The 25,577-nt window shown below is 69.4% G+C and carries 29 protein-coding genes; 17 read left to right on the top strand and 12 right to left on the bottom strand.

Going from position 1 to position 25,577, the window contains the following annotated elements:
* Window positions 1-1,392, bottom strand: a complete 1,392-nt coding sequence (locus YIM_RS24850) for a KamA family radical SAM protein (RefSeq protein ID WP_194239738.1) — start codon at window positions 1,390-1,392, stop codon at window positions 1-3.
* Window positions 1,393-1,524: 132 nt separating this feature from the next.
* Here YIM_RS24850 and YIM_RS24845 point away from each other — a divergent pair, with 132 nt between their 5' ends.
* Genes YIM_RS24845 through YIM_RS24835 form a run of 3 tightly spaced genes read left to right on the top strand, consistent with a single transcriptional unit; the run spans window position 1,525 to window position 5,500 of the window.
* The gene (locus YIM_RS24845) at window positions 1,525-3,129 is read left to right on the top strand and encodes an amidohydrolase (protein ID WP_153032630.1); all 1,605 of its coding nucleotides are present in this window, start codon (window positions 1,525-1,527) and stop codon (window positions 3,127-3,129) included.
* A 4-nt stretch (window positions 3,130-3,133) separates the two neighbouring features.
* Window positions 3,134-4,723, top strand: coding sequence for an apolipoprotein N-acyltransferase (lnt, locus tag YIM_RS24840; protein ID WP_153032629.1), 1,590 nt, complete (start codon window positions 3,134-3,136; stop codon window positions 4,721-4,723).
* Window positions 4,724-4,726: 3 nt separating this feature from the next.
* On the top strand, window positions 4,727-5,500 hold the full coding sequence (locus YIM_RS24835; protein ID WP_153032628.1) for a polyprenol monophosphomannose synthase: 774 nt from the start codon (window positions 4,727-4,729) through the stop codon (window positions 5,498-5,500).
* Window positions 5,501-5,678: 178 nt separating this feature from the next.
* Here the strand turns inward: YIM_RS24835 and YIM_RS24830 are convergent, their stop codons facing one another.
* The 4 genes from YIM_RS24830 to YIM_RS24815 form a co-directional block, all read right to left on the bottom strand.
* Window positions 5,679-6,299 (bottom strand): carbonic anhydrase, encoded by a 621-nt coding sequence (locus tag YIM_RS24830; RefSeq protein ID WP_153032627.1) that lies wholly within the window; start codon window positions 6,297-6,299, stop codon window positions 5,679-5,681.
* A 149-nt stretch (window positions 6,300-6,448) separates the two neighbouring features.
* On the bottom strand, window positions 6,449-6,796 hold the full coding sequence (locus tag YIM_RS24825) for an RNA polymerase-binding protein RbpA (RefSeq protein WP_113691811.1): 348 nt from the start codon (window positions 6,794-6,796) through the stop codon (window positions 6,449-6,451).
* A 225-nt stretch (window positions 6,797-7,021) separates the two neighbouring features.
* Complete coding sequence (locus YIM_RS24820; protein WP_228003992.1) at window positions 7,022-7,765, bottom strand: thymidine kinase; 744 nt, start codon at window positions 7,763-7,765, stop codon at window positions 7,022-7,024.
* A gap of 48 nt (window positions 7,766-7,813) precedes the next feature.
* The gene (locus YIM_RS24815; protein ID WP_153032626.1) at window positions 7,814-9,238 is read right to left on the bottom strand and encodes an MFS transporter; all 1,425 of its coding nucleotides are present in this window, start codon (window positions 9,236-9,238) and stop codon (window positions 7,814-7,816) included.
* A 187-nt stretch (window positions 9,239-9,425) separates the two neighbouring features.
* Here YIM_RS24815 and YIM_RS24810 point away from each other — a divergent pair, with 187 nt between their 5' ends.
* The 3 genes from YIM_RS24810 to YIM_RS24800 are packed head-to-tail and all read left to right on the top strand — an operon-like array spanning window position 9,426 to window position 11,526.
* Window positions 9,426-10,079, top strand: coding sequence for a transglycosylase family protein (locus YIM_RS24810; RefSeq protein WP_153032625.1), 654 nt, complete (start codon window positions 9,426-9,428; stop codon window positions 10,077-10,079).
* 53 nt (window positions 10,080-10,132) lie between these two features.
* Entirely contained in the window at window positions 10,133-10,720 is a 588-nt protein-coding gene (locus YIM_RS24805; RefSeq protein WP_153037223.1) for a TetR/AcrR family transcriptional regulator, read from the top strand.
* Window positions 10,717-11,526, top strand: a complete 810-nt coding sequence (locus YIM_RS24800) for an alpha/beta fold hydrolase (protein ID WP_153032624.1) — start codon at window positions 10,717-10,719, stop codon at window positions 11,524-11,526. Before YIM_RS24805 ends, YIM_RS24800 begins: the two co-directional genes overlap by 4 nt.
* On the opposite strand, the gene YIM_RS24795 is transcribed toward YIM_RS24800, so the two are convergent.
* Window positions 11,523-12,305, bottom strand: a complete 783-nt coding sequence (locus YIM_RS24795; protein ID WP_153032623.1) for a glycerophosphodiester phosphodiesterase family protein — start codon at window positions 12,303-12,305, stop codon at window positions 11,523-11,525. The two genes, YIM_RS24800 and YIM_RS24795, sit on opposite strands and share 4 nt — an antisense overlap.
* A 117-nt stretch (window positions 12,306-12,422) precedes the next feature.
* Between YIM_RS24795 and YIM_RS24790 the strand changes: the two genes are divergently transcribed.
* Entirely contained in the window at window positions 12,423-12,755 is a 333-nt protein-coding gene (locus YIM_RS24790; RefSeq protein ID WP_153037222.1) for a hypothetical protein, read from the top strand.
* 10 nt (window positions 12,756-12,765) lie between these two features.
* Here the strand turns inward: YIM_RS24790 and YIM_RS24785 are convergent, their stop codons facing one another.
* Window positions 12,766-13,467 carry a helix-turn-helix transcriptional regulator gene (locus YIM_RS24785; RefSeq protein ID WP_153032622.1) on the bottom strand — a complete coding sequence of 234 codons (702 nt, stop codon included), beginning with the start codon at window positions 13,465-13,467 and terminating at the stop codon, window positions 12,766-12,768.
* Between the two features lie 66 nt (window positions 13,468-13,533).
* Between YIM_RS24785 and YIM_RS24780 the strand changes: the two genes are divergently transcribed.
* Complete coding sequence (locus YIM_RS24780) at window positions 13,534-14,064, top strand: cytochrome P450 (RefSeq protein ID WP_228003991.1); 531 nt, start codon at window positions 13,534-13,536, stop codon at window positions 14,062-14,064.
* Window positions 14,061-14,819 (top strand): isocitrate lyase/phosphoenolpyruvate mutase family protein, encoded by a 759-nt coding sequence (locus tag YIM_RS24775; RefSeq protein ID WP_153032621.1) that lies wholly within the window; start codon window positions 14,061-14,063, stop codon window positions 14,817-14,819. The genes YIM_RS24780 and YIM_RS24775 overlap by 4 nt, the downstream gene beginning before the upstream one ends.
* On the opposite strand, the gene YIM_RS24770 is transcribed toward YIM_RS24775, so the two are convergent.
* On the bottom strand, window positions 14,809-15,795 hold the full coding sequence (locus YIM_RS24770) for a tyrosine-type recombinase/integrase (RefSeq protein WP_153032620.1): 987 nt from the start codon (window positions 15,793-15,795) through the stop codon (window positions 14,809-14,811). The two genes, YIM_RS24775 and YIM_RS24770, sit on opposite strands and share 11 nt — an antisense overlap.
* A 682-nt stretch (window positions 15,796-16,477) precedes the next feature.
* Here YIM_RS24770 and YIM_RS24765 point away from each other — a divergent pair.
* Window positions 16,478-17,272, top strand: a complete 795-nt coding sequence (locus tag YIM_RS24765) for a TnsA-like heteromeric transposase endonuclease subunit (RefSeq protein ID WP_228003990.1) — start codon at window positions 16,478-16,480, stop codon at window positions 17,270-17,272.
* A gap of 248 nt (window positions 17,273-17,520) precedes the next feature.
* Complete coding sequence (locus tag YIM_RS24760) at window positions 17,521-18,252, top strand: hypothetical protein (RefSeq protein WP_228003989.1); 732 nt, start codon at window positions 17,521-17,523, stop codon at window positions 18,250-18,252.
* A 272-nt stretch (window positions 18,253-18,524) separates the two neighbouring features.
* Here the strand turns inward: YIM_RS24760 and YIM_RS24755 are convergent, their stop codons facing one another.
* Window positions 18,525-19,793: an RNA polymerase sigma factor gene (locus YIM_RS24755; protein ID WP_153032618.1), complete on the bottom strand. Its 1,269-nt coding sequence runs from the start codon at window positions 19,791-19,793 to the stop codon at window positions 18,525-18,527.
* Window positions 19,790-20,128, bottom strand: coding sequence for a YciI family protein (locus YIM_RS24750; protein ID WP_153032617.1), 339 nt, complete (start codon window positions 20,126-20,128; stop codon window positions 19,790-19,792). Before YIM_RS24750 ends, YIM_RS24755 begins: the two co-directional genes overlap by 4 nt.
* A 169-nt stretch (window positions 20,129-20,297) precedes the next feature.
* On the opposite strand from YIM_RS24750, the gene YIM_RS24745 reads away from it, so the two are divergent.
* From YIM_RS24745 to YIM_RS24720, 6 genes are all read left to right on the top strand, one after another.
* Entirely contained in the window at window positions 20,298-21,101 is an 804-nt protein-coding gene (locus tag YIM_RS24745; protein ID WP_228003988.1) for an alpha/beta fold hydrolase, read from the top strand.
* 29 nt (window positions 21,102-21,130) lie between these two features.
* The gene (locus YIM_RS24740; protein WP_153032616.1) at window positions 21,131-21,550 is read left to right on the top strand and encodes a hypothetical protein; all 420 of its coding nucleotides are present in this window, start codon (window positions 21,131-21,133) and stop codon (window positions 21,548-21,550) included.
* A 58-nt stretch (window positions 21,551-21,608) separates the two neighbouring features.
* The gene (locus tag YIM_RS24735; protein WP_153032615.1) at window positions 21,609-21,917 is read left to right on the top strand and encodes a hypothetical protein; all 309 of its coding nucleotides are present in this window, start codon (window positions 21,609-21,611) and stop codon (window positions 21,915-21,917) included.
* Between the two features lie 5 nt (window positions 21,918-21,922).
* The gene (locus YIM_RS24730) at window positions 21,923-22,966 is read left to right on the top strand and encodes an ATP-binding protein (RefSeq protein ID WP_228003987.1); all 1,044 of its coding nucleotides are present in this window, start codon (window positions 21,923-21,925) and stop codon (window positions 22,964-22,966) included.
* Between the two features lie 290 nt (window positions 22,967-23,256).
* A complete protein-coding gene (locus YIM_RS24725) occupies window positions 23,257-23,895 on the top strand; it encodes a hypothetical protein (RefSeq protein ID WP_153032614.1) in 639 nt (212 codons plus the stop codon).
* Window positions 23,892-24,173, top strand: coding sequence for a class I SAM-dependent methyltransferase (locus tag YIM_RS24720; protein ID WP_228003986.1), 282 nt, complete (start codon window positions 23,892-23,894; stop codon window positions 24,171-24,173). The genes YIM_RS24725 and YIM_RS24720 overlap by 4 nt, the downstream gene beginning before the upstream one ends.
* Here the strand turns inward: YIM_RS24720 and YIM_RS24715 are convergent.
* Both YIM_RS24715 and YIM_RS24710 read right to left on the bottom strand, forming a co-directional pair.
* Window positions 24,134-24,787, bottom strand: coding sequence for a class I SAM-dependent methyltransferase (locus tag YIM_RS24715; RefSeq protein ID WP_153032612.1), 654 nt, complete (start codon window positions 24,785-24,787; stop codon window positions 24,134-24,136). The two genes, YIM_RS24720 and YIM_RS24715, sit on opposite strands and share 40 nt — an antisense overlap.
* A gap of 11 nt (window positions 24,788-24,798) precedes the next feature.
* Window positions 24,799-25,554 carry a putative protein N(5)-glutamine methyltransferase gene (locus YIM_RS24710; protein ID WP_153032611.1) on the bottom strand — a complete coding sequence of 252 codons (756 nt, stop codon included), beginning with the start codon at window positions 25,552-25,554 and terminating at the stop codon, window positions 24,799-24,801.
* Window positions 25,555-25,577 lie beyond the last annotated feature (23 nt).

Raw genomic sequence — 25,577 nt, 5'->3', positions numbered from 1 at the left:
TCAGGCGCCGTTCTCGGACCACCACTTCCGGCCCGCTTCGGGCAGCGTGTCGATCGGGTCGTAGTAGGGGTAGTGCCGCCGCAACGCCTCGGCGTCGTCGAGTTCGATGCCGGTGCGGTAGTTCTTGGTCCAGTAGGAGATGCCCTTCTCCCGGTCGTACTCGGCGAGCTGGTGGACCCAGCGCTTGCCGACGTAGGGCACGTCGCAGACGATGCGCGGCGTGGCGTATCCGGGCAGGTAGCCCATGATCGCGTGCTGCAGCTCCTGCGCTTCGGCGACCGAAACGCGCCAGTGCTCCGCGTTCGGGATCATGTCGCACATGTAGAAGTAGTACGGCAGGATGTTCGCCTCGCCCTGGAGCGCGAAGCACAGGTCGAGCAGCTGCGCCGGCGTCGCGTTCACCCCGCGCATCAGCACGCCCTGGTTGCGCACGTCCCGCACGCCGACGTCCAGCGCGGTGCGCGCGGCCTCGGCGACCAGCGGGGTGACCGACTGCGCGTGGTTGACGTGGGTGTGGATGGCCAGGTTGACCCCGCGCCGCTGGGCGGTCAGCGCCACCCGCTGCAATCCTTCGACCACCTTCGGCGCGAGCCAGTGCTGCGGCAGCGCGGCCAGCGCCTTGGTGGCCAGGCGCACGTCCCGCACGGTCTCGATGTCGAGCACCCGCATCAGGAACGACTCCAGCTGGTGCCACGGCACGTTCGCCACGTCACCACCGGAGACCACCACGTCCCGCACCCCCGGGGTGCGCTTGAGGTAGTCGATCATCGCGTCCTGGCGGTCGACCGGCTTGAGCGTGAGCTTGTGCTTGTCGATCAGCTCGGTGGAGTTGCCGACCAGGTCCATCCGGGTGCAGTGCCCGCAGTACTGCGGGCAGGTGGAGAGCAGTTCGGCGAGCACCTTGGTCGGGTAGCGGTGGGTCAGCCCCTCGACCACCCACATCTCCGCCTCGTGCAGCGAGTCGCGCTCGGAATGCGGGTGCGACGGCCAGACCGGGTGGCGGTCGCTGCGCACCGGGAGCATGTAGCGCCGGATCGGGTCGGCGTAGAAGGCGTCGGTGAACTTGGCCGGGTCCACCCCGGCGTGCGGCGCCATGGTGTTGAGCATCTGCGGCGGCAGCAGCATCGACATGGTGGCCATCTCGCGCTGGTCGGCCAGCAGGTCCTCGTAGAACCGGTCCTCGAGCAGGTCGCCCATCAGCAGGCGCAGCTGCTTGACGTTGCGCACGCACTTGACGCGCTGCCACTGCGGGTCCCGCCACTCGGCGTCGGTGACGTCCCGCCAGCCGGGGAACCGCCGCCAGTCCGGCTCGACCAGCTCCTCGCGAACGTAAACGTAAGGCTGCTCGACAGCGGATTCGGCGGGGGCCACAGGTTCCTGGGTCGCAGTCACTTGTACTCCTCGTCGTCGGGAACGCGTTAAAATATCCTGTCACATCCTCAATCGAACGTAAAATCTTCTGCCGCTGCGTTAGTGCTTGCCTGCGTGTTCACCTGGTCGGAGCACCGGGCAGACTTGCTCTCCGTGACGGAAAGCAGCACGACGCTCCTGCTCGGCGGACGGATCCACACGCCGGGCTCACCCGATGCCACCGCGATGGCGGTGACCGGCGGAACCGTGGTCTGGGTGGGCCAGGACGGCCCCGGCGCGGCTCTGCACCCCGGTGCCGAGGTGGTGCACCTGGACGGTGCGTTCGTCGCCCCCGCCTTCGTCGACGCGCACGTCCACAGCACGGCCACCGGCCTGCACCTCGACGGCCTCGACCTGAGCGCGGTGCGCGACGCCGGTGAGCTGCTCGCCGCGGTCCGCGACGCCGTCCGCCCGGGCGAGGTGCTCATCGCGCACGGGTGGGACGAGTCGAACTGGACCAGCCCGCGCCTGCCCAGCCGCACCGAGCTGGACGAAGCCGCCGGAGGCGTCCCGGTCTACCTCAGCCGGGTCGACGTGCACTCCGCGCTGGTCTCCAGCGCGCTGGTCGAGCTGGTGCCCGCGGCGAAGGAGGCCGAGGGCTGGTCCGAAGCCGGGCCGCTGACCCGCGCCGCGCACCACCACGCCCGCCAGGCCATGCGCGACAACATCACCGTCGAACAGCGCCGCCGGGCGCAGGAGGCGTTCCTGCGCACCGCCGCCGCCCGCGGCATCGTCAGCGTGCACGAGTGCGCGGGCCCCGACATCTCCGGTGAACAGGACCTCGCCGACCTGCTCGCGCTGGCCGCCGAGCCGGGGCTGCCCGAGGTCGTCGGTTACTGGGGCGAACCCGGCGCGGTCGAGACCGCCCGCCGGGTCGGCGCGCGCGGACTGGCCGGTGACCTGTTCGTCGACGGCGCGCTGGGCTCGCGCACCGCCGCCCTGCACGAGCCGTACCACGACGATCCCGGCCGCGGCACGCTCTACCAGGACGCCGAAAGCATCGCCGCGCACCTGGTCGCGGCCACCGAAGCCGGGCTGCAGGCCGGTTTCCACGTGATCGGCGACGCGGCCGCCGCCGAGGTGGTGCGCGGGTTCGAACTGGCCGGGAAGCAGGTCGGCCACCGGGCGCTGGCCGCGCGCCGGCACCGCCTCGAACACCTGGAGATGGTCACCGCCGAACAGGCCGAGGCGCTGTCCGGCTGGGGCGTGGCGGCTTCGGTCCAGCCGCTGTTCGACGCCTACTGGGGTGGCGAGCACGGAATGTACTCCCGCCGCCTCGGCGAGCGGGCCGCCGCGCTGAACCCGTTCGCCATGCTCGCCGCCAAGGGCGTGCCGCTGGCATTCGGCTCGGACTGCCCGGTCACCGCGGTGGACCCGTGGGCGGCGGTCCGCGCGGCCGTGCACCACCGCACGCCCGGCTCCGGACTCTCGGCGCGCGCGGCGTTCAACGCCCACACCCGCGGCGGTCACCGCGCGGCCGGCGTGCAGGACGGGGTCACCGGCACGCTCCAGCCCGGCGCGCCGGCGCACTACGCGATCTGGGCGGCGGAGGAACTCGTCGCCCCGTCGGCCGACTCCCGCGTGCAACGCTGGTCGACCGACCCGCGGTCGGGCGTGCCCTCGCTGCCACCGCTGGACCCGGACGCCGAGCTGCCCCGCTGCCTGCGGACCGTCCACGCGGGACAGATCATCCACGACGACTTCACACCCGGTGCCTAAGGTCATGAGCGTGACCGCGACCGCCGCCGAATCGGCGCCCGGCGAGGCGCGCCGCGCGTGGCGGCCCTGGCTGCTGCGCCTGCTCGGCGCCGCCGCCTCCGGGGTGCTGCTCTACCTCAGCTTCGCCCCGCGCCCGCTGTGGTGGCTGGCGCCGCTGGCCTTCGCCGGGTGGGCGCTGGTCGCGCACGGCCGCCGGTTCTGGGGCGGGTTCGGCTACGGCTTCGTGTTCGGCCTCGGCTGGTTCATCCCGCTGTTCCTGTGGCTCAACGACTTTCTCGGCGCCGAGTTCGGCCCGCTGCCGTGGCTGGGCGTGTCCGCGGCGCTGGCCGCCTGGATCGGCCTGTGCGGTGGGCTGAACACCTGGGTGGCCCGGCTGCCGGGCGCCCCGGTGTGGATGGCGCTGGTGGTGATCGCGATCGAGCTGCCGCGCTCGGTGTGGCCGCTGGGCGGGTTCGCCTGGGGCCGCGTCGGGGTCACCCAGCCCGAGGGCGCCTACCTGTCGCTGGCCTCGATCGGCGGGGCGCCGCTGGTCGGCTTCGCGGTGGTGGTCACCGGCTTCGCCCTCGCCGCGCTCGTCCGGGCCCGCCGCCGCGGCGCGGTGGTGACTGCCGCCGTGGCCGCGGTGCTGCCGCTGGTCGCCGGGCTGGCGGTGTGGCCGTCGATCGGCACCGAGGCGCAGCAGGGCACGCTGACGGTCGCCATCGTGCAGGGCAACGCACCCGACGTCGGCCTGGCATTGCTGGGACGGCGCACCGAACTGCGGGAGAACCACCTGCTGCAGAGCGAGCGCCTGCTCGCCGACATCCGCGCGGGCCGGGTGCCCAAGCCCGACCTGGTGGTGTGGCCCGAAACCGCCACCGACGTCGTGGAAGGCCGCCGCGACCCCGAGCTGGACCGGCTTTCCCGCGAGTTCGGCGTCCCGATGCTCATCGGCGCCATCCACCGGGACACCGACGGCAACGCGCAGAACTCGATGATCGTGTGGGATCCAGAGACCGGGCCGGGGGAGCGGTACTCGAAGCAGCAGCTGGTGCCCTTCGGCGAGTACGTGCCCGCCCGCGACCTCGCCCGGCTCGTCACGCCGTTCGTCGACGACACCGGCGACATGCTGCCGGGCACGGGCGAGCCGCCCGCGCTGCACAGCCGTGGCCTGGTCTTCGGCGCGACCATCTGCTACGAGGTGGCCTTCGACTACCCGGCCCGCGACGCCACGCTCGCCGGAGCGGAGGTGTTGTTCACCCCGACCAACAACGCCTGGTTCGGGGTGAGCGAGATGAGCTACCAGCAGCTGGCGATGTCGCGGTTGCGTGCCGTGGAACACGGTCGGGCGGTCGTGGTGCCCGCCACCAGCGGGGTGAGCGCTATCGTCGCACCCGACGGTGGCGTTACGCGCCCGACCAGCCTGTTCACCGCGGCCTCGCTGGTCGAAAGCGTGCCGCTGCGGCAGCAGACTACGCTGTCGGATCAACTCGGGGCGTGGACGGACGTCGGCGTGACCGGGCTGGCGGTGGCAGGGGTGCTGGCCGGCGGCATCGTCCGGATACGAACCCGGCGCTCCGGCGCCGGGGCAAGCGAACACACGATGGAGGACTAGCGGATGGCGCAGGCGCCGCGGGGGGCACAACCGATCGAGCCGGTGCTGGTGGTGATCCCGACCTACAACGAGCGGGAGAACCTCGGCCCGATCCTGACCCGGTTGCACGAGGCCTTGCCCGAGGTACACGCGCTGGTCGTCGACGACGGCAGCCCGGACGGCACCGGTGAGCTGGCCGACGAGCTGGCCGGTAAGGACGACCGGGTGCACGTCATGCACCGCACGGAGAAGGCGGGCCTCGGCGCGGCGTACGTGGCGGGCTTCGGCTGGGGCCTGGCGCGCGACTACAACACCATCGTGGAGATGGACGCCGACGGCTCGCACGCCCCGGAGGACCTGCCGCGGGTGCTGGAGGCCCTCGCCGACGCGGACCTGGTGCTCGGCTCGCGGTACGTGCCCGGCGGCAGCGTGGTGAACTGGCCGTTCCGCAGGCAGCTGCTGTCGAAGCTGGCCAACGTCTACGCCGGGATCTGCCTGGGCGCGGGCATCAAGGACATCACCGCCGGGTACCGCGCGTACCGGCGTGAGGTGCTGCAGAAGCTGCCGCTGGACGAGATCGCCTCGGCCGGGTACTGCTTCCAGATCGACCTGGCCTGGCGCACCGCCGAGCAGGGCTTCACCGTGACCGAGGTGCCGATCACCTTCACCGAGCGCGAGATCGGCGACTCGAAGATGAGCAGCTCGATCGTGTTCGAGGCGATCCTGCGGGTCGGCGTGTGGGGCGCGAAGCACCGGTGGCAGCAGGTCCGCGGCCTGTTCGGCGGCAAGCGCAACTGAGAACGTCCTGGCTCGCCTCCTTACCGGCGGGCCACCAGGCAGAAGGGGTGCCCGGCCGGATCGAGCAGGACGCGGAAGCGGCCCTCGTCCGGCCGGCCGGTTTGGTGGCGCCCAGGCCCAGATCAGGGAGTGCCTCGGCGGCGACGGTGGAGGCGGGGAGTGAACCGCGGGGACTCGCCTACTCGGTCTTCAGGCCCTCGCTGGCGATGACGCGGGCGCTGCCCTCCTTGAGGCGGTAGTACATCCCGGCGATGCCGCAGGTGCCGTCCTCGACTCGCCTGGCGATCGTGGCCGAGCGGTCCAGCAGCAGTTCGACGGTGTACCGGACGTGCTGCTCGATGGCGGATTCCGGGTTGTTCGCCCCGTCCGGGGCCGACAGCACGCTCAGCATCACGCGCTCGACCACGTCACGCACGAAGCCGGACGGGCGCGAGCCGTCGCGTACGGACTGCTGGGCGGCGGCGACCGCACCGCAGGAGTCGTGGCCCAGTACGGCGACCAGCGGGGTGCCCAGCACCTCCACCGCGTACTCGATGCTGCCGAGCACCTCGGTACCGAGCACGTGCCCGGCGGTGCGCACCACGAACAGATCACCGAGGCCGCGGTCGAAGATGATCTCCGCGGCCAGCCGTGAGTCCGAGCAGCCGAACAGCACCGCGAACGGGTGCTGGGACGGCGCGATCGCGGCCCGGTAGTCGGCGTCCTGGTGGGGGTGCTCGCGCTCGCCCTGCACGAAGCGATGGTTGCCGTCGAGCAGCCTGGCCAGAGCTTCATCGGGAGTGAGCGCGTTCTCAGTCATGGGCCTGATTCTCTCCCAAACGACGCCGTCACCCCTGGTCGAGCAACGGTGACCTCACCCACACGGGAACTGGGGGCAGCGAAAAGCCCCCGTGGCGGGGGGACACGGGGGCTTTCGTGGTGGGGGCAGCCGGGAGACCGGAGGCTCGATCAGGCGGAACGCGTGGTCCGCCGGCCTTTGAGCTCCTCGAGCCGTTCGTTGAGCAGGTCCTCCAGCTCCGGGATGGACCGTCGCTCCAGGAGCATGTCCCAGTGCGTGCGCGGCGGCTTGACCTGCTTCTGCTCGGGCTGGCCGCCGTCGACGATCTCGGATTCGCTGCCGTGCAGACGGCACTCCCACACCGAGGGGATCTCGGCGTCGTCGGAGAACGGAACCTCGAACTCGTGCCCCTTCGGGCAGGAGTAGCGCACCGCGCGGCGGGGCGCCAGGTCGTGGTTCCGGTCGGTCTCGTAGCTGACGGCTCCCAGCCGGCTTCCTCGGAGTACACGGTCGGCCATGATGGGGTCCTTTCAGTCGGCTCCGGGTGGAGCCTGGGCGATGCTCACCCTATGCAACGACGGAGCAGTCCGCAGGATTCCCGGACTCGCATGTCGTCGCTCACGATGAGGTGGGTCACCCGTCGTCAACGGCTTACCTACAAGGGAGTCGCGCAGCGCGCCGATGTGACGCGCATTCGGCCTTCTTTCTGGGGATATCCCCCGATTGGGCTAGGTCCAGGCCATTCAGGTCAACCGTAGCTGGCCATGGTCTCCCGACCGGGGGCCCAGTTCCCCATGCCGGAAGTGGCGGCGGCACAATACTTGGTAACGCACAGTGACCGCGTCGGGAGCTTCGTGTGCCGAGGGTGAATTTTCAACTTTCGGCTGATCGGTGTCCGCGACAAAAACGGTGTCACCGGCACGCAGCACCTCACCGTCGGCCACCCTGGCGTTGAACCGGCCCGGCAGCCCGCACCAGCACAGCACCTCGACCTGCACCGGCTGCAGCTCGTCGGCCAGTTCGAACAGCCGCCGCGCGCCGGGGAAGAGCATGCTGCGGAAGTCCGTGGCGATGCCGAAGCAGTAGACGTCCACCTGCGCGTCGTCGGCCAGCTCGGCGAGCTGCTCGACCTGTTCGGGTGACAGGAACTGGGCCTCGTCCACGATGAGGTAGTCCACATGCTGTCCCTGTACCCACTGGTCCCGCACCAGCAACCTCAGGTCGGTGCGCTCGCCGACCTCCACCGCCCGCCGGGTGATCCCGATCCGGCTGCTGATCTGGGGCGCCCCGGACCGGTCGTGGCGCACCAGCAGCACCCCGCGCCTGCCCTGGCGCGCGTGGTTGTGATCGATCTGCAGCGCCAGCGTGGACTTGCCGCAGTCCATCGGGCCGTAGCAGAACTTCAGCTTCCCCGCGGCCGGGGTGCCGCGCCGGAACCCGGCCACCGGCACCGACGAGAGCGCGTCGGTCGGGTCGGGTGCGGGCACGGGCGTTGATGACACAGTCACAAAATTCGACCCTATCGGTCGCGGTGATCACACGATCGCGGGCTCGCGGTTTCCCGCCGCGGCGATCGCCCGCCGCACCGGGATCAGGCCGACCAGCACGATCCCGACCACGAAGAACGCCACCAGCGCGAGCACGCCGAGCCGGAACGAACCGGTGGCCTGGCCGACCGCGGCGAACACCAGCGGCCCCAGCCACGACGTGCCCCGCTCGCCGACCTCGTACAGCGCGTAGTACTGCGCCTCCTTGCCCGCCGGGATCATCTGGCTGAACAACGACCGCGACAACGCGTTCGTGCCGCCCAGCACCAGCCCGATCCCGACCGCGACCAGGTAGAACTGCAGCGCCTGCCCGGCCTGGACGAAGTACGCCCCGGCCAGCACCAGTATCCACGCGCCGAGGCTGAACATGATCGTCTTCTTGGCCCCGATGCGCCGCGCCAGCAGCCCGTGCGCCATGCCGCCGAAGTACGCCACGAACTGGATCACCAGGATGGTCACGATCAGCACCTCGGTCGGGTGCTTGAGCTCCTCCTTGCCGTACTGCGCCGAGATCGTCACCACGGTGGAGATGCCGTCGGTGTAGATCAGGTAGCTGCCGAGAAAGGCCAGCGTCAGCGGGAACGCCTTGGCCGAGCGGAAGGTGTCCCGCAGCTCGGCGAAGCCGGCGGTGAACACCGACCGGCCGTCCGGCTCGCGGTGCACCGGCGGGGTCTCCCGCAGGCGCAGCACCGGGATCAGGGTGAACCCGGCCCACCACAGCCCGGTGGTCAGGAAGCAGATCCGCACCGCCATCGACTGCTCGACGCCCAGCGCCTCGTGGTTGAGGTAGAACGCCAGCTGCAGCCCCAGCGCCACACCGCCGCCGAGGTAACCGAAGGCCCAGCCCTTGGTCGAGACCGCGTCCCGCTCGTCGGGGGAGGCGATGCCGGGCAGGAACGAGTAGTATATCGCGATCGAGGCGCCGTAGCCGATGTTGGCCAGGATGAAGAACACGATCCCGATCTGCCAGTTCGTGCCCGCCATGAAGAACAGCAGCGACGAGCAGGCCGCGCCGAGAAAGGCGAAGAAGGCCAGGAACCGCTTCTTGTACTGGCTGCGGTCGGCGATCGCGCCGGACACCGGCAGCACCACCACCTGGATCACCGTGGCCACCGAGAGCAGGTAGCCCCACAGCGAACCGGCCGGGAAGGTCAGCCCCAGCAGGCTGATGTCGCAGTTGACCAGCGTCGACTCGACGCCGTTGGCGTCGACGCACGGGGTCGGGCCGTTGCGCACCAGGTCGGTCTTGGCGTCGGCGGCGGCCACGGAACTCATGTAGATCGAGCCGAACACGGCCATCACCGTGGTGTAGAAGGCCGAGTTCGCCCAGTCGTAGAAGTACCAGCCGCGCTGCTCGCGGCGCCGGTCGCGGACCGGATCGGCCGGCGCGGTGTCCGGGGAGGTGGTGCTCATGGGATGCGGAGGCTCCAGGCGTGCGAAGGGCGGTTGCGCGGGCAGGTTATTGCCTCACGGGCGCCGGTGCGGGACGGATGCGCGAATGTGTCCGGATCGCTACGGGGTAACCCGTCCGGTGTAGGTGAGGCTGGTGTTCCTGCTGTGACTCTTGTGATTACCCCGCGTCGTTCTTACTGTTCAGGACATGGGCAGACCGATTCGCCGGATGGGCGCACTGGCCGTCGTCGTGCTGGCGCTGCAACTGGCGCTGAGCCCGTCGGCCGCCGCCGACCCACCGTCGAACTCCTGGGCGAAGCTGCGGATGTGCGAGTCCAGCGGGCGCTACCACATCAACACCGGCAACGGGTACTACGGCGCCTACCAGTTCGATCTGCCCACCTGGCGCAGCGTCGGGGGAGCGGGACGGCCCGACCAGGCCAGCCCGCTCGAACAGGACTACCGCGCGCTGTACCTGTACCGCATGCGCGGCTGGCAGCCCTGGGAGTGCGCCACCAAGCTCGGCCTCAAGGGCGACGGTGACGCCAAGAGCAAGCGCAAGCCCAGCTACGCCGAGTCCGCTTACATGGGCGGCGCGGGCACGGCCCCGCCCGCGCCCGACCCCAACGTCAAACCGCCGTGGCCGGGCGTGGTCTACGCCTACGGGGACTGCGCGGTCCCGCTCAAGACCTTCCAGTTGCGGATGAACGCCTTCGGCTACGGCTTCACCGGCACCGGCTGCTACCTGGACAAGACCAAGCAGGCCGTGCTCGACCTCCAGCGCGCCAACGGCATCAAGGACTCCGGCCTGCTCGGCCCGAAGACCTGGACCGCGGCCTGGGAGGGCAAGGCCCCGCGCTGATTCCTAGGGGCCCTAGGTTCAACCTAGAGCCCCTAGGTTAGGCTGGTCGCATGATGGCGCGAGCGGGACTGACCGCGGAACGGGTGACCACCGCGGCCGCGGACCTCGCCGACGAAACCGGGCTCGACCAGGTGACCATGTCGGCGGTGGCCCGGCGGCTCGGAGTGAAGGACGCCAGCCTCTACGGCCACGTCCGCAACCTCGACGACCTCCGCGGCCGCATCGCCCTGCTCGCCGCCGACGAGAAGACCACCCGCATCGCCGAAGCGATCGCCGGACTAGCCGGTCGCGAAGCCCTGATCGCCTACGCCAACGCCTGGCGCGACTACGCCCGCGAACACCCCGGCCGCTACCTGGCCACGCAAACCCCCATCCGGATCGACCCCGAACTGGCCGCCAACGCACCAGGACCACGGCGCGCGGTCGAACTCACCTACCGCCTGCTCCACGCCTACGACCTGCGCGAACCCGACCTGACCGACGCCGTCCGACTCCTGCGCAGCACCTTCCACGGCTTCGTCGCACTGGAGACCGCGGGCGGCTTCGCCCACGCCCGCACCCCGCAACAGTCCTGGGAACGCGGCCTCGACGCCCTGCACACCCTCCTGGAGCACTGGCCCCGAGAAGGAGACCCGAAATGACCACCCTGCGCGTGAACGGCGCCACCCTGCACTACGACGTCCACGGCGACGGCCCGCTCCTGCTGCTCATCCCCGGCGGCTCCGGCGGCGCGGCCTCCTTCGACGACCTCGTCGGCGACCTCACCACCGACTACCGCGTCGCCACCTACGACCCACGCGGCATGTCCCGCAGCACCCTGGACGACCCCGCCGCCGAGCAGAGCGTCGCCGAACACGCCGACGACGCGGCCCGCCTGCTCGACCGGCTCTCGCCAGGGGAGCCCGCCCGCGTGTTCGGCAGCAGCTCCGGCGCGATCGTCGCCCTGCACCTGCTCACCACCCGGCCCGAGCGCGTCGAACGCGTCATCGCCCACGAACCACCGATGGTCGAAGTCCTGCCCGACGCCGCCGAACACCGCGCGCTGATCACCCGAGTCCGGGACACCTTCGAGACTGAAGGACTCATGCCCGCCATGGCCGTCTTCGCGGCAGGACTGCGCAAACCCGGCGACACCACGGCGCAGCCCCGCGTCGAACTGCCTCCCGCCCGGGTCGAGCAGACGATGGCCAACCTGCCCTTCTTCGTCGGGCGCATCGTGCCGAGCTTCATGACCTACCGGCCCGACATCGACCGGCTGCGGGAGCTGTCGGACCGGCTCGTGCTCGCCGGGGGACAGGACTCACCCGGCGAGCTGCCCTATCGCTCGGCCGCGCACCTGGCCGAGAACTTCGGCACCGAACTCACGCACTTCCCCGGCGGCCACACCGGCCTCACCACACACCCCGCCGAATTCGCCGCACAACTCCGGAAGACCCTCCAGGCTTAGGCGGCCTCCCACACACCCCGCTCCACCAGCACGTCACGCAGCACGTCCGGCCGATCGGTGACCAGCCCCTTCACCCCGAGATCCAGCAACGCCCGCATCTCCGCCGCGTCGTTGATCGTCCAGCAGTGCACCTCGACCCCGGCATAACCCGCCGCCCGCACGAACGACCGGTCCACCAGCTTCAACCGCCCCTGCCGCACCGGCACCTGCGCCATCGCACCCCGGCTCAGGAACCCCAGCCGCAGGAACGGCAGCCACCCGTTCGCCCACAGCACCCCCGCCGACCGCGGCCCCAGCGCGGTCAGCAACCGCGGCCCGGCCAGCCGCCGCACCCTGGCCAGCCGCGCGTCCGAGAACGACGCCGCGGCCACCCGGTCGAACGCGTTCATCCGCTCCAGCACCCGCACGAACGGCCCCACCACCGCGTCGGTCTTCAGATCCACGTTGAACCGCGTCTCCGGCAGCTCCTCCAACACGTCCTCCAGCCGCGAGACACCCTCACGCCCGCCGATCTTCGCCCGTCGCACTCGCGCCCACGGCAGCGAAGCCACCAGCCCCGACGAATCCGTCGTCCGATCCAGCGTCGCGTCGTGCTGCGCCACCGCCACCCCGTCCGAGGTCGCGTGCACATCCGTCTCCACGTACCGGTAACCCTCGTCCACGGCCCGGCGGAACGCCGACAGCGAGTTCTCCATGTCCGCCAGCTCGTCCAGGTGCCACCCGCGGTGGGCGAGGGCACGGGGGAGCGGATCGGCGAGATACGGGTGGCTGGTCTTCACCAGCACAGTCTGCCTCCCCGGCGTGGCCTCGGCGTGAGCGGAGGATGGCCAGCTAGGGTCATGCCCGTGAGCGAGGTGGCCGAGAAACCCAGCGTGTCCCGCGAAGAACTGCGGCAGATGCGCCGACCCGGCGCGGCCACGCACTGCGGCTGGTGTGGCCGACGTCTCGAAGAAGGCGAGTCCCGCGGCCGGCGCCGCCGCTACTGCGGCCAGTCCTGCCGCCAGCGCGCCTACGAACGCCGCACCGCCCTCCAGCGCAGCGGCCTGCCCGACGACGCCGTCGTACTCTCCGACACCGAGATCGCCGACCTCCAGGACCGGCTCTTCCAGCTGCGCTGCGCCGCCGAGGACGTCGTCACCGCAGCCGACGACGGCGCCTCCGTCGCCGAACTACGCGAACTGGCTCACGAAATCGCCCGCAGCGCGAAAGACCTCGAACAACTCCGCTGACCGCCAGGCCTCACGCCGCGGCAGTGAACCCCAGCAACTCCTCGAACGCGGCCGACCCGGCCGGGGTCACCCGCACCGCCCGGCTGGAACCGATGCGCTTGACCCAGCCCCGCTCCAGCGAAACCCGGCACACGAACGCCCCCGCCGACCCGGCCAGATGCGACCGCCGCTCCGTCCAGTCCAGGCACGCCTTCGCCAACGGCCGCCGCGAACCCCGCAACACCGCCAGATCCGCGCCCAGCTCCCGCTCCAGCCACCCCAGCCCGGCCTCGGTCAACGCGAACCCGTCCACCTGGTTCAACAACCCGCGGCCGGTCATCGCGTCACTGATCGCCACCCCCAGCTGCCCGGCGAGATGGTCGTAACAAGTCCGCCCCCGCGCCATCGCCGCCGACGCGCTCGCCGCCCGCAACGTCTGCTTCCCCGACCGCGGCGGCCCCAGATAACCCACCAGATCCTCGATCAGCCGCGCCGTCTCCGGCCCGGCCAGCTGCACGTACCGATGCCGCCCCTGCCGCCGCTGCACCAGCAACCCACCCTCGATCAGCCGGTGCAGGTGCTCACTCGCCGTCGACGGCGCCACCTCCGCGTGCGCGGCCAGCTCACCCGCCGTCCACGCCCGCCCGTCGAGCAACGCCAGGCAGAACGCCGCCCGCGTGCGATCGGCGAGCAGACCCGCCAACCCGGCGAGATCGGCACTGGACGCGGTCATAGCCCTCATCCTGCCGCCTCGACACTTCGGCCGCCGCCGAAACAACCCCGCCCTAACGTTCACCGGGTGAAGATCACCGAAGCGCTCACCACGCTCCCGATGCCGCCCAACCACCACACCGGGCCCATCGGCTGGCTCCGCGACCACGTCGCCCGCTTCTCCGACGGGGAAGCCCACCGGCGACGCCGCGCCCTCATCACCACCCTGCTCGACGGCATCGACCCCGCGAGCCTGCGCGCCGAAGCCCCTGTCGCCGCACTCGCCGACGCGATGGGCATCCCCGCCGACCCCGCCGACATCGCCGAAGTGGCCCGCGTCTACCACCCGCACCTCAGCCCGGACCCCGCCGCCGAACAGGCACTGACCCGCCTCGTCAACGCCTGCGGCGGCACCTGGGACGAACCCACCGCCGCCAGGATCTGCGTCCTCGTCCAAGCACACGCCGGCCTCGCCGGACCCGTCCGCGTCACCCGGCGCCAAGCCCCCGACGGGCGCATCGTCGAACTGAACCTCATCGAAGCGGGCCTGCGCTTCGGCGCCGGACCCCACGAATGCCCCGGCCAAGCCCACGTGGCCGCACTGGAGGGAACCCGATGACCGACTTCTTCGCCCTGCACCAGGCCGACACCCCGCTGCTGCTGCCGAACGCCTGGGACTTCGCCTCCGCCGCCGCCCTGCACGACGCCGGCTTCCCGGCCATCGGCACCACCAGCCTCGGTGTCGCCGCCGCCAACGGCCTGCCCGACGGACGCGGCCACACCCGCGCCGAAACCCTCGCGCTGGCCCGCTCGCTCAGCCGCCTGCCCTGCCCGGTCACCGTCGACATCGAAGCGGGCTTCAGCGAAGACCCGGGGGAGGTGGCCGACCTCGCCGCCGAACTGGCCTCCCTCGGCATCGCCGGGATCAACCTGGAGGACAGCCGCCCCGGCGGCCTCGCCGAACCCGCCGACCACGCCACCCTCGTCGAAGCGGTGAAAACCCGCGCACCCGGCCTGTTCGTCAACGCCCGCACCGACACCCACTGGCTCACCGACAACCCGCCACCGCTGACCCACGTCCTCGACCGCGCCCGCCGGTACGTGGCCGCGGGCGCCGACGGCATCTTCGTGCCCGGCCTGACCGACCGCGCCGACATCGCCGCACTCGCGGGCGGCATCCCCGTGCCCGTCAACATCCTCTACAGCCCAGGACTCGACTACACCTCGCTGGGCGTCGGCCGGGTGAGCCTCGGCTCCCTGCTGTTCCGCGCCGCCGTGCACGCGGCCACCGGCGTCGCCCTGTCCATCCAGCGCGGGGAGTCGATCCCCGAAGGCATCCCCGGCTACCGCGACATCGAGCGGCTCATTCCGTGAAGCTCGTGTTCAGCGCCTGGTATGTCCGATTGCTCGCCACCGCGGCCCGCTGCTCGCGCCCGGTCGCCTCGATGTAGTTCTGGCTGGTGGCCAGGCTCGCGTGCCCGAGCAGCGCCATGATCTCCGACGCCGTGGCACCGTCCTCGGCGAGCCGCGTGGCGAAGGTGTGCCGCAGGGCGTGCAGATTCGCGCCCGTCGGCACCCGGTCCTGCAACCCGGCGGCGCGATAGCAGGACTTGACCAGGTAGTCGAGCGCACCGCGCCCGATCGGCTCGCCGGCGCGATCCCGCAGCAACGGCGCCGACCGCCCGAACCGCTGGTGGGGGAACTTCCGGCGGCACGAGGCGAGATAGTCGTCGATGATCTTCTCCATCACCGGCTGCACGGGGATCGACCGATCCCGGCTGCCCTTGCCCTGGACGTGCAGCCGCTTCTCGCCGGATCGTCCGATCAGCGACTCCACGCTCAGCGAGCGCATCTCCGCCGCTCGCAACCCGGCCACCAGCCCGAGCGCGATCACCAGCACGTCCCGCTCGGGCCACGGGTCACGGGCTTGCCGCGCACCCTCGGTAGCGGCCGCGAGCAGCTTCTCGGGCGTGTCCTCACCCCGCAGCGGCTTCGGAACCAGGGGAGGGGTCTTCGGGCGGGCGACCGCGCCCATCGGATTGCCCGGGAGCAGGCCGTCGGACACGCAGAAGGTGAGGAACTGGTTCCAGGTCGACCAGGCGCGCAACACGGAGCTTTTGGCGTGCCCGTCGGCAAACGCGCCGAACGCCGTTCGCAACGAGGTGGTCGTCAGATCCTCGACGCGCAACTCGTCGACATCCCGCCCGGCGGCCTCGGCCAGCAGGGAAGTGAGGCCCGCCAGATCCCGCCGGTAAGCGGCGGTGGTGTGCGGAGAGTCCTTGCGCGGACGACGTGCGGCGAAGAAGGCCTGCTGCGCGTCGAGAACTCTCATGTGGATCTTGTACCGCACAGCACCGACAGTTTCCCGGCCGCTGCTCGGGAACTCGGGTACTGTTTGATGCATAATCGCCATTATGCATCAAACGGCGGTCCGAGCGGGGTGGGCCGCTTCCGGGGGACGGCGCCGCTCTTGATCAACTCTGGTGGCCTTCCCGGCCGGTGTTCACCGCATGTTCCGCTCGTGCGACCCGCCGTCTGCCGCAGACTGGCTCACTGGGGTCTGGCCTGAGGCCGCCTGGGCGGCTCGGTGGTTCTCGCCAGGAACTTCGACATCACGTACTCGCCGACGTGTCATCCCAGTCACCTAGTTTCGTCACTGTGACGTTTTGAGGTGGTGTGGCTGGACGTTCTTCGGCGGGGATCGGGCCGCCCTCTGGCGGGCTTCTTGCCCAAGGGAGCCTCTCCAAGGAGGCGTACCGCGGGTCGACCGAGAGTCTCAAGCCTCGGCCCAGCCTGGTGCGCGACGTGAGTGTGCGGTTCGCGCCTGCCGATGAGGTCGCCGGAGAACCCCTCTTCAGGCGGCCTACGCCAGGTTATCGTTACGCCGATAAGCGACATTATGTTAAGTAAGACGCTGGAGAGGCCTCCCCGGTTCGACGCGGGTGTTGAGGCGTACTGTCCTGTCTCAGCGAAGGTGGCGCAGTCTCATCTGATCTGGCGCATTCGCGTGGGCGTCTCACTGAACCTGACACATGATCACTACAGTGTCCGTCTGCGTTCTGGTGGTCTTCAGGCGGTGTGATGGGAGTTCGGCAGTTGCGGCAGAGTTGCCAGGAGCCGGTTTCGGGCTGCGGTACATCTGCCCGTCCGGCCAGGAGCGGCAGGACTCTCTCGCCATTGGCTGGAACGTCCGGTTCGAGCACACGACTCCAGTTCGTGCCTTCAGCTCTTACCGGGGGCAGCGCAACTTCCCCGGCCAGTGGTGGTCGGCTACTACCGGGGAGCTGGTCGGTTTCGAGTCGTGGCTTGAACGCGACCAGGTGATGTTGCTGGACTTCTCCCCCAAGATCACTGCGTTCTCGTCGCAGCCGTTCTGGCTGACCTGGCTTGAAGACGGGAAGCTCCGGCGGCATGCACCGGACTATTTCGCCCGGTCGAAAGACGGCGCCGGCATTGTGATCGATGTCCGGGCCGATGAGCAGATCGGTCCGGACGACGCCGTGGTCTTCGCAACCACCGCGCAGGCCTGCGACTTGGTCGGCTGGACCTACCGCCGGGTGGGTGCGGTTGCGCCGATCTTGCTGGCAAACGTTCGTTGGCTGTCGGGCTACCGGCATCCTCGATGTCGGAACAATCGCTACGCAGGTCCGCTGATGGCCGCGTTCGCAGTGGCTTCTCCCCTGTTGCCTACGGCGAAAAATATCGGTGATCCTCTGGCGGTCTTGCCGACCCTTTTCCATCTCCTTTGGTCGGGCGTTTTGATCGCAGATCTGACTGGAGAGCCTCTGAGTGCGAACACGGCGGTCACGATGAATGGAGGCTGCTAGATGGCGGTGTCACGGCCGGTCGAGCTCAGAGTTGGGGACGAGATCGAGCTGTCTGCTGGCCGCCAGACGATCGTCTCGGTGTCCGGTGCGGAACTGGTGCTCGAAGACGTCACCGGCGCCAGGTCGGCGGTCACCAGGGCCCAACTGTTCGCAATGTCGGGTTTCGCGGTTCTATCGTCACGAGCTCCCCTGCCACCGCAAGGTCTCCTCGATGGGCTGTCGCAGGACGTCATCGACCAGGCTCACAAGTGGGAACGTCCAAGCACACCTTCGGATCGGCTCGGACCCGCCGGTCACTGGCCAAGCAGCCGGAGGGGCCGTTCGGCACCGTGTCGGCGTTTCGGCCGGGCGAGTGGATACAGATTGACTCCACGCCTTTTAACGCCCGAGTCGTCCTGGACAACGGCCTGGTTGATCGAGCCGAGCTGACCTGGGTGATCGATCTCGCGACCAGGACGATCCCCGCAGCGGTGCTGCGTCCCAGCACAAAGGCGGTGGACGCGGCGCTGCTGCTGGCGCGTTCACTGACCCCGGAAGCGATGCGGCCAGGTTGGCCAGACGCTCTGCGGATGTCGCGTTCCGTGCTGCCGCATCGCCGGCTGGTGGATATCGACGAGAGGCTGGAGCATGCGGCCGCCCGGCCGGTGATCGTGCCGGAGACGATCGTATGTGACCACGGCATGGTCTATTCGTCGCAGACTTTCCGCAACGCCTGCCGCTCGATGGGCATCAATTTTCAGCCCACACACAAGGGATCGCCCTGGGAGAAGGGTGCTGTCGAGACCAGCTTCAGCTCGGTCGACACGTTGTTCGCTCAGTACATCGCCGGGTTCGTCGGCAACAGCGTGGAGAACCGCGGCAAGGATGCCGACCAGCAGGCCGTGTGGTCGTTGGCGGAGCTGCAGGAGCTGCTGGATGAGTGGATCGTCGCGCACTTTACCGACCGCAAAGATCCGTGCGCCCACTCTGACCTGCGCTGATACTTAGACTACATGTCCGTGACGTGGCTTGACCCCAAACCATGCCGCCCGTCCGAGTGATCGTCGATGCGGCGTTTCTGGAGTCCCCGTGACCCGACAGCACCATCAAGTGCGGGGTTGGGCTGGAGCGCTAGAGGGCGGTAGCCATCGGTCCCCACGAGTCCGGGCTGGGGTAGGGCTTGTCGGACCATTCGATCGGCGCTGGCTACACCGATGACCGCATGGTCCCTCACCACGCCAATGGCGTTGGATCGCCTGCTCGGGAGCGGTGTTCAGGGCCGTCGAGTACCAGGACAGGTGAGTTCTCCAAGGCGGCGCCTCAGATAGGCGCGCTCCGCCTCGTTCGATGTCTGGGCGAGCGCGGTCCGGTACGCGTCGGCCGCAGGCCCCATCCTGCCGGCTCGGCGCAGCAGATCGGCGCGCGCCGCGTGCACCAGGTGATCACCCCCGCCGTCACGGGCGAGGTCGTCCAGCAACGCCAGCCCGGCATCCGGCCCCGCCGACATCGCCACCGCGACTGCCCGGTTCAGTGCGACCGTAGGCGACGGGACCTGAGCCAGCAACGCGTCGTACAGCATGGTGATACGTGCCCAGTCGGTGTCGGCCGCGGTCGGCGCGGTGACGTGGCAGGCGGCGATCATCGCCTGAAGCTGGTACGGGCCGAGGTGTTCGCGCCGCACGGCGCGGCGCAGCTCCGTCAGCCCGGCGGCGACGAGGGTGCGGTCCCACCTGGTGCGGTCCTGTTCCTCCAGTGGAACCAGCACCCCGTCGGGCGACATCCGCGTCGCTGCCCGCGCGTGCTGGAGCAGCGTGAGCGCGTGCAGGCCGCGGGCTTCCGGGTCGTCCGGCATCAGCTCGACGACCAGTGCCGCCAACCGGATCGCCTCGTGTGCCAGGTCTGGCCGGTGCAGGTCCGCGCCGGCAGTGGCGATATACCCTTCGTTGAGCACCAGGTAGATCACGGCGAGAACGGCACGGGTGCGTTCCGGCAACAGATGCGCGGGTGGCACCCGGTACGGGATCCGCGCGTCCCGGATCTTCTGCTTCGCGCGGACCAGGCGCTTGGCCATGGTCGCCTCCGGCACGCTGAACGCGCGGGCGATCTCGGCCGTGGACAAGCCGGTGAGTGTCCGCAACGCGAGCGACACCCGCGCTTCGAACGCGAGCGCGGGGTGACAGCAGGTGAAGATCAGCCGCAGCCGTTCGTCGCCGATCCCGCTGTCGTCCGGATCGGTGTCCGGCTGCTGCCCGGTCACAGCCAGCTGCTGGAGTTTCGCCTCGCCGAGCGTGGCACGACGCAGCCGGTCGATCGCGTGCCGACGGGCCGCCGTGAGCAGCCACGCACCAGGACGATCGGGCACCCCGTCACGCGGCCAGGTACGCAAGGCCCGCGTGAACGCCTCCTGCGCGCATTCCTCGGCGAGGTCCCAATCCCCCGCCCAGCCGATGAGCGTGGCGACCACCCGCACCCATTCCTCCCGGAACGCCGTGGTGAGAGCGTCAGCGACATCAGAGCTGACCGGCGAACCGTCACCGGTCATGGCTCGAGCACGGGCCGGATCTCGACCTGCCCGACCGAGCAAGCAGGGTGCCCGGCGGCGATCTCGATCGCCTCGTCGAGGTTGTCCACCTCGATCAGCGCGAAGCCACCGATCTGCTCCTTGGCCTCGATGTAGGGCCCATCAGTCAGGAGCACCTCGTCGCCGCGGACGCGCACAGTCGTCGCGGTCCGGCTGGGCCGCAGCCCCTCGTGCGTGCGGATCACGCCCCGCTCGACCAGGTCGTCCATCCACACCGCGAAGGCCCGCATGCCGTCCTCGCTCGGCACGTCCTCGACCTCGGTCTCGTCCGCACTGATCATCAGCAGGTATCGCACCGTCGTCCTCCTTGCGTGTCAGTCACCCGGTCGACGAGCGAGGTGACGGCGAATGGACAAGTTCTCAGGGGAAGTTTCTCGGGGAAATGTCGGTGAGGTGTCCATCCCGGTCGTAGTCGTTCGTCGTCGTGGCGAGACGATAGAGCATTCGATCAAGGGAGACCTTGCCATGCGTACCGTGACCTCCGCCGACGGCACTGTCATCGCCTATGACCGGGCAGGCAGCGGACCGCTGGCCGTGTTCGTGCCTGGCGTGTTCAACGACCGCACCACCTGCGCGGCTCTCGCGGACCACCTGCGCGACCGCTACACCGTCGTCTGCCCCGACCGGCGTGGCCGCGGCGACAGCGGGGACGTCATCGCACCGTCCGATGTAGCGTCCTACGACGTCCAGCGTGAGATCGAGGACCTCGACGCGGTCATCGCGGCCGAGGGCGGCACCGCCGCGGTGTTCGGCTTCTCCTCCGGCGCGATCCTGGCACTCATGGCCGCGGCAGCCGGGTCACCGATCACCAAGCTTGCTGTGTACGAACCACCGTTCGCGCTCGGCGGGCTCGCCGGTTCGGCGCCGGACGGCCTCCCCGACCGGTTGGCCGCCCTCATCGCGGCCGGACGGACCGGTGACGCGGTGGCCACCATGCAGATCGAGGGCGTCGGCCTGCCACCGCAGATGGTGGAGCAGATTCGGCGTTCGCCGATGTGGCCCCGACTCGAAGCACTGGCGCAGACCGTCGTCTACGACGCGACCATCACCCGCGCACCGAACCTCCCGACACCCGAGATGGCCCAACTCGACCTGCCAACGCTCGTGCTCAGCGGCGCCGAGTCCTGGGACGGAGTACGCGAAGCCACGAAAGCGCTCCCCGCGCACCTCGCACGAGCACACCACGTCGAGGTGCCCGGCGGCGAGGGCCACGAGATACCGGCCGAGGCCACCGCCAAACTGGTCGATGCCTTCCTCCGCGACTCGTGACGGGTCGGCACGATCAGGGTGGCCAGGGAGTGGCGAGCCTGATGGGGCACTTGGCGGCCGATGTCGAGGCCATCAATCCAGTCCTTGAAGCCCTTATGGAACCACTTGTAGGACAGGGCAACCCGGCAATCGCGGTTGCGGAAGATCGTGGGAAACAGTGCCATCGCGCCGCGCTCCTCGGGGGTGGGCGGCCGGTTGTTCCGCTCCTGGAACACAGCGAAGGTCTTGCGCTGGCGGGCCTCCAGCATCTGGCAGGTCCGCTCGGGAATGCGGACCGCCGCGTCGTAGTTGCCGACCTTGGTTTGGTCATGCCAAAGCATGGGCAGGCCGCCGTAGCGACCCAGACAGTCCAGGCGGAGCTGCAGGACCTCGCCGCAGCGACGACCGGTCACGATGATCGTCTCCCAGGCGTCCCGCAGGCCGCGGTCGAACGGGTCGTGGTCCCGTGACAGGGCTGGCACACCACGGCCGTTCGGGGAACAGGCATGGGAGCACACTCGCCAGATCTTGTCCTTGCGAGGCACGGACAAGCCGACTGAGATTGAGATCTCCCGAGCGGTCACAGAACTGCTGGACCGAGCCGAACAGGGGCCGACCAACCAGCCCAAGTCGAAGAAAGATCATCGGGTCGCCGCCAGAACCAGATCAGTCCCTGCGGCCAGCTCCTGGCTGCCGGAAGGCGCACCGCCACAACCACAAGAACCACCGCAACCAGCGGCAGCTGGAAGTGACATCACCGAAGAAGACGAGGAGCTCGCCGACGTGATTCCGCTGGGCGTGTTCGACGCTCGCGAGGAGGCCAAGAAGCGTTGGTAGAGCACTTGAGCGCCCGCCAGCCGCTGGATCTTGATGCACTCGCGCCGGATCTGGACTCCGATCGGCGCGACCCGACATTGACCCTGGACGGATGGCGCAAGTTCGTCGACAGCCCGGCGGCAACGTTCGAACTCCTGGCGGAGCCCGAATGGCAAGGGCTCTGCGGCTCGGATCGATACGCCTACGACGAGGTGCGGATCAGCTATCACTCTGAAATGGTCATCGTCGCCACCTCGGCCGTCCGTCAAGTCGCCCGCCAAGGCCAGATGCTGACGATGCTCAACCGGCGGGAAATCGGCGCCCGCCGGGGATTGATCGTCTCCGGGGCCCAGACCACCGGCAAGAGCACCGCGCTCAAACAACTGGGCCGAACCCACGAACTCATGCTGCGGGAACGCTACCCGGGCCGCTTCGAAGGACGCATCCCCGTTGTTTATGTGACCACACCCCCGAAGGGATCACCACGCAAGCTGGCTGCGGAGTTCGCCAGATTTCTCGGCCTTCCCGAGATCAAGCGGGGATTCAACACCACCGACATCGCCGATGCCGTTTGCCGTGTCCTCACCACCGCCAAGGTCGACCTGGTCCTGGTCGACGAGATCCACAACCTCAACCTGGCCACTGCAGCCGGGGAAGACATGTCCGATCACCTGAAGTACTTCATCGAACACCTTCCCGCCACGTTCGTCTACGCCGGAATCGATGTCGAACACAAGCTGTTCACCGGAGTCCGAGGCAAGCAGATCGCCGGCCGGTGCGTGCTTATCAGGACAGGAGCTTTTCCTTACCAGGACGAATGGCGTTCCATGGTCGCCACCCTGGAACACGCTCTCCGGCTGCACCGACATCAACCCGGAACCCTCATCCGCAACGCGAAGTATTTGCATCGCCGGACAGGTGGAATGATCGGCAGTCTCTCCCACCTCATCCGAGGTGCTGCCCAGCTGGCCATCCTGGAGGGTGACGAGGCCATCACCCGCAAGTTGCTCGACAGCATCCCGGTCGACCACGTCCCGGAATCCGAAGGATTCGGGGCAGGATTCGCGTGATCGCCAGCGAGCTGCTGAGTCCTTTCAAAGGGGTGAGCCTGCCGATGAGGCCTCTTCCTCTCCGGATTCGCCCGTCATCGACGAGACCATCGACTCCTACTTCCAGAGGCTGGCCACCGCCAACGGTTACCCCGTCTACGTGCTCCGAGACCACATCACGGATGGAGGTTCCTCCAGCGGCCGTCCTCGGGCTCAGCGGCCGCCCAGGGCGGGCGATGCGCTACGCCATGATCGGACGCCCTCGGCCAGGAATCCACGCCGGAACGAAGTGCAGAAGCTGCACGCGAGCGATGGGGATCGAGCCTCCGGTCATGGTTTGGCGTCGTATGGAAGATGTCCTTTGCCATCGGCACAACCGCTGGCCTGGCCAGCAACGCGACGTCGACCTCAGTGATCACTCGAAGGTCGTCCAGGCCAACAAGGTCCACCGAAGGCTCATCCGCAAGCTCGGGCGCAGCAGGGTCGTTCCTGCCTTTGCCGCCGCTCAAGAGATCGTCGACGAATGGGTGGATCGACGCGGCTACCGAACTGAGTACGACCGGCGGATGCACCGCTTCCACGGGCTCGAGTGGAAGGTCTCCTTGGATGACCCCACCATCTTGATCAGTAAATACCCACAAACTATCGGTCTGACCAGGCTGCTGGCTGTTCCCTACTGGAAATCTCTGGCGCTCGAGAATCCGCACGGCTCTCCCGCCTTCGTCGAGGAAGTTCGACGAACAGTCGAGCCCCAGTACACCTGGGATCGCTACTCGCGCTACCGCTACTACGAACCCCTTGTTCGGTGGTTCCTTGATGAACGCGAACACCTTCGCGACCCACCATGGTGGCAAAGACCTGTTGAGCTCGACGCCTTCGCAGCCGACGAAGGTCACGAGATCCGCCAAGTTGCGCAGGTCAACGGACTGGAGCTATGTCAGCCTTCTTGAGACGGGACACGTACCGCACCGGGTTCTTGGCTGCCGCGGCCATCGAGCCGACTTCGGTGGTGCTCGACGTCGGCTGCGGGACAGGACAACTGGCGAGAGAAACCGCTCGGCTGGCGACTGGCAGCCGAGCGCTCGGCGTGGATCTGTCCTTCCCCATGATCGAACTGGCGTGCGAACGGGGACAGCGAGGTGTCCCCTTCTCCCCCGGCTCCGGGAAAGCTCGGGTGCCCGGCGTCCGTTACGACTCGGCGGCCTGGCTGGTCGAGGCGAGCAGGTAGGCCTGCGGGTCCTTCTCTTCGCCGTCGGGTGCGCGAACCATCCGGGCTTGTACGGCGAACCCGGCCTCCTCCAGTTGGGTGGCGACGCGCTCCGGCTGCAGGCGGCGGAAGTCGAGCGACAGGGTGTGGCCGAAGCCTTCGTCGAAGTGCAGGACGTGGTCGCCGACCTGGAAACCGAGCAGCAGGTGCCCACCGGGCGCGAGGACCCGCCGGAACTCGGCGAAGACGGCGGGCAGGTCCTCGGGTCCGATGTGGATGATCGAGTACCAGGCGACCAGTCCGGCGAGCGAGGCGTCGGGCCGGTCGAGTGCGAGCATGGAGCCTTCCTCGAAGCTGAGCCCGGGATAGGTTTCGCGGGCGAGCGCGACCATCGAGGAGGACAGGTCGACGCCGGATACCTTGACACCCGAGGAATCCAGGTACCAGGTGACCCAGCCGGGGCCGCTGCCGACGTCGAGGACCGGACCGCCGTCGCGGGTGAGTTCGGCGAACGCGGTGAGCATCGCGCGGCCGAGGAACTGCTTGTCGTGCACGCCGTCGAAGTGTGCGGCGTAGTCAAGGGCCATGGCGTTGTAGCCGTGGCGGGTGTCGGTGAGGTAGGACGGTTCGGTCATGTCGCCGGAGGCTAGCGGAGGGCACCGACAACCACGGTGCCGCCGACGTCTTCGTTGTGGGCGACGCGTGGGACCAGTCCCCCGGCGGTGAAGGCGGCGGCGGTGACGGACGCCTGTGCTTCGCCGGTTTCGATGAGGAGGTGGCCGCCGGGCGCGAGCCAGGCCGCGGCGGAGGCGGTGACGCGGCGGTGGACGTCGACGCCGTCGTCGCCGCCGTCGAGTGCGACGCGGGGTTCGTGGTCGCGGGCTTCGGGCGGCATCATCGCGATCGCGTCGGTGGGCACGTAGGGCGCGTTGACCACGAGCAGATCGATGCGGCCGCGCAGGTGTGCCGGCAGTGGGGTGAACAGGTCGCCTTCGAAGACCTCTCCCCCGGCCGGTTCGACGTTGCGGCGGGCGCAGCGCACGGCGGCGGGGTCGAGGTCGGCGGCGTACAGCTCGGTCTCCCCCAGTTCGGCGGCCAGTGCGACGCCGACCGCGCCGGTGCCGCAGCAGAGGTCGAGCACGACGCGCCCGCCGATGGCGGCGGCCTGGTCGACGAGGAATTCGGTGCGGCGGCGGGGAACGAAGATGCCGGGGTCGACGGTGATGCGGTGGCCGTGGAATTCGGCCCAGCCGAGCAGGTGTTCCAGTGGCAGGCCGGCGACGCGGCGGGCGACGAGGTCGTCGAGTTCGGCCGGGGTGCGGGCGGCTTCGGTGAGCAGGCGGGCTTCGTCCTCGGCGAAGACGCAGCCCGCCTGCCGGAGTTCGGTGATCACGGTGTGCACGATGGGCCGACGCTACACGCTGG

This window comes from Amycolatopsis sp. YIM 10, from assembly GCF_009429145.1.
Lineage (GTDB): Bacteria > Actinomycetota > Actinomycetes > Mycobacteriales > Pseudonocardiaceae > Amycolatopsis.
This window is presented reverse-complemented; position numbering and strand designations above follow the sequence as displayed.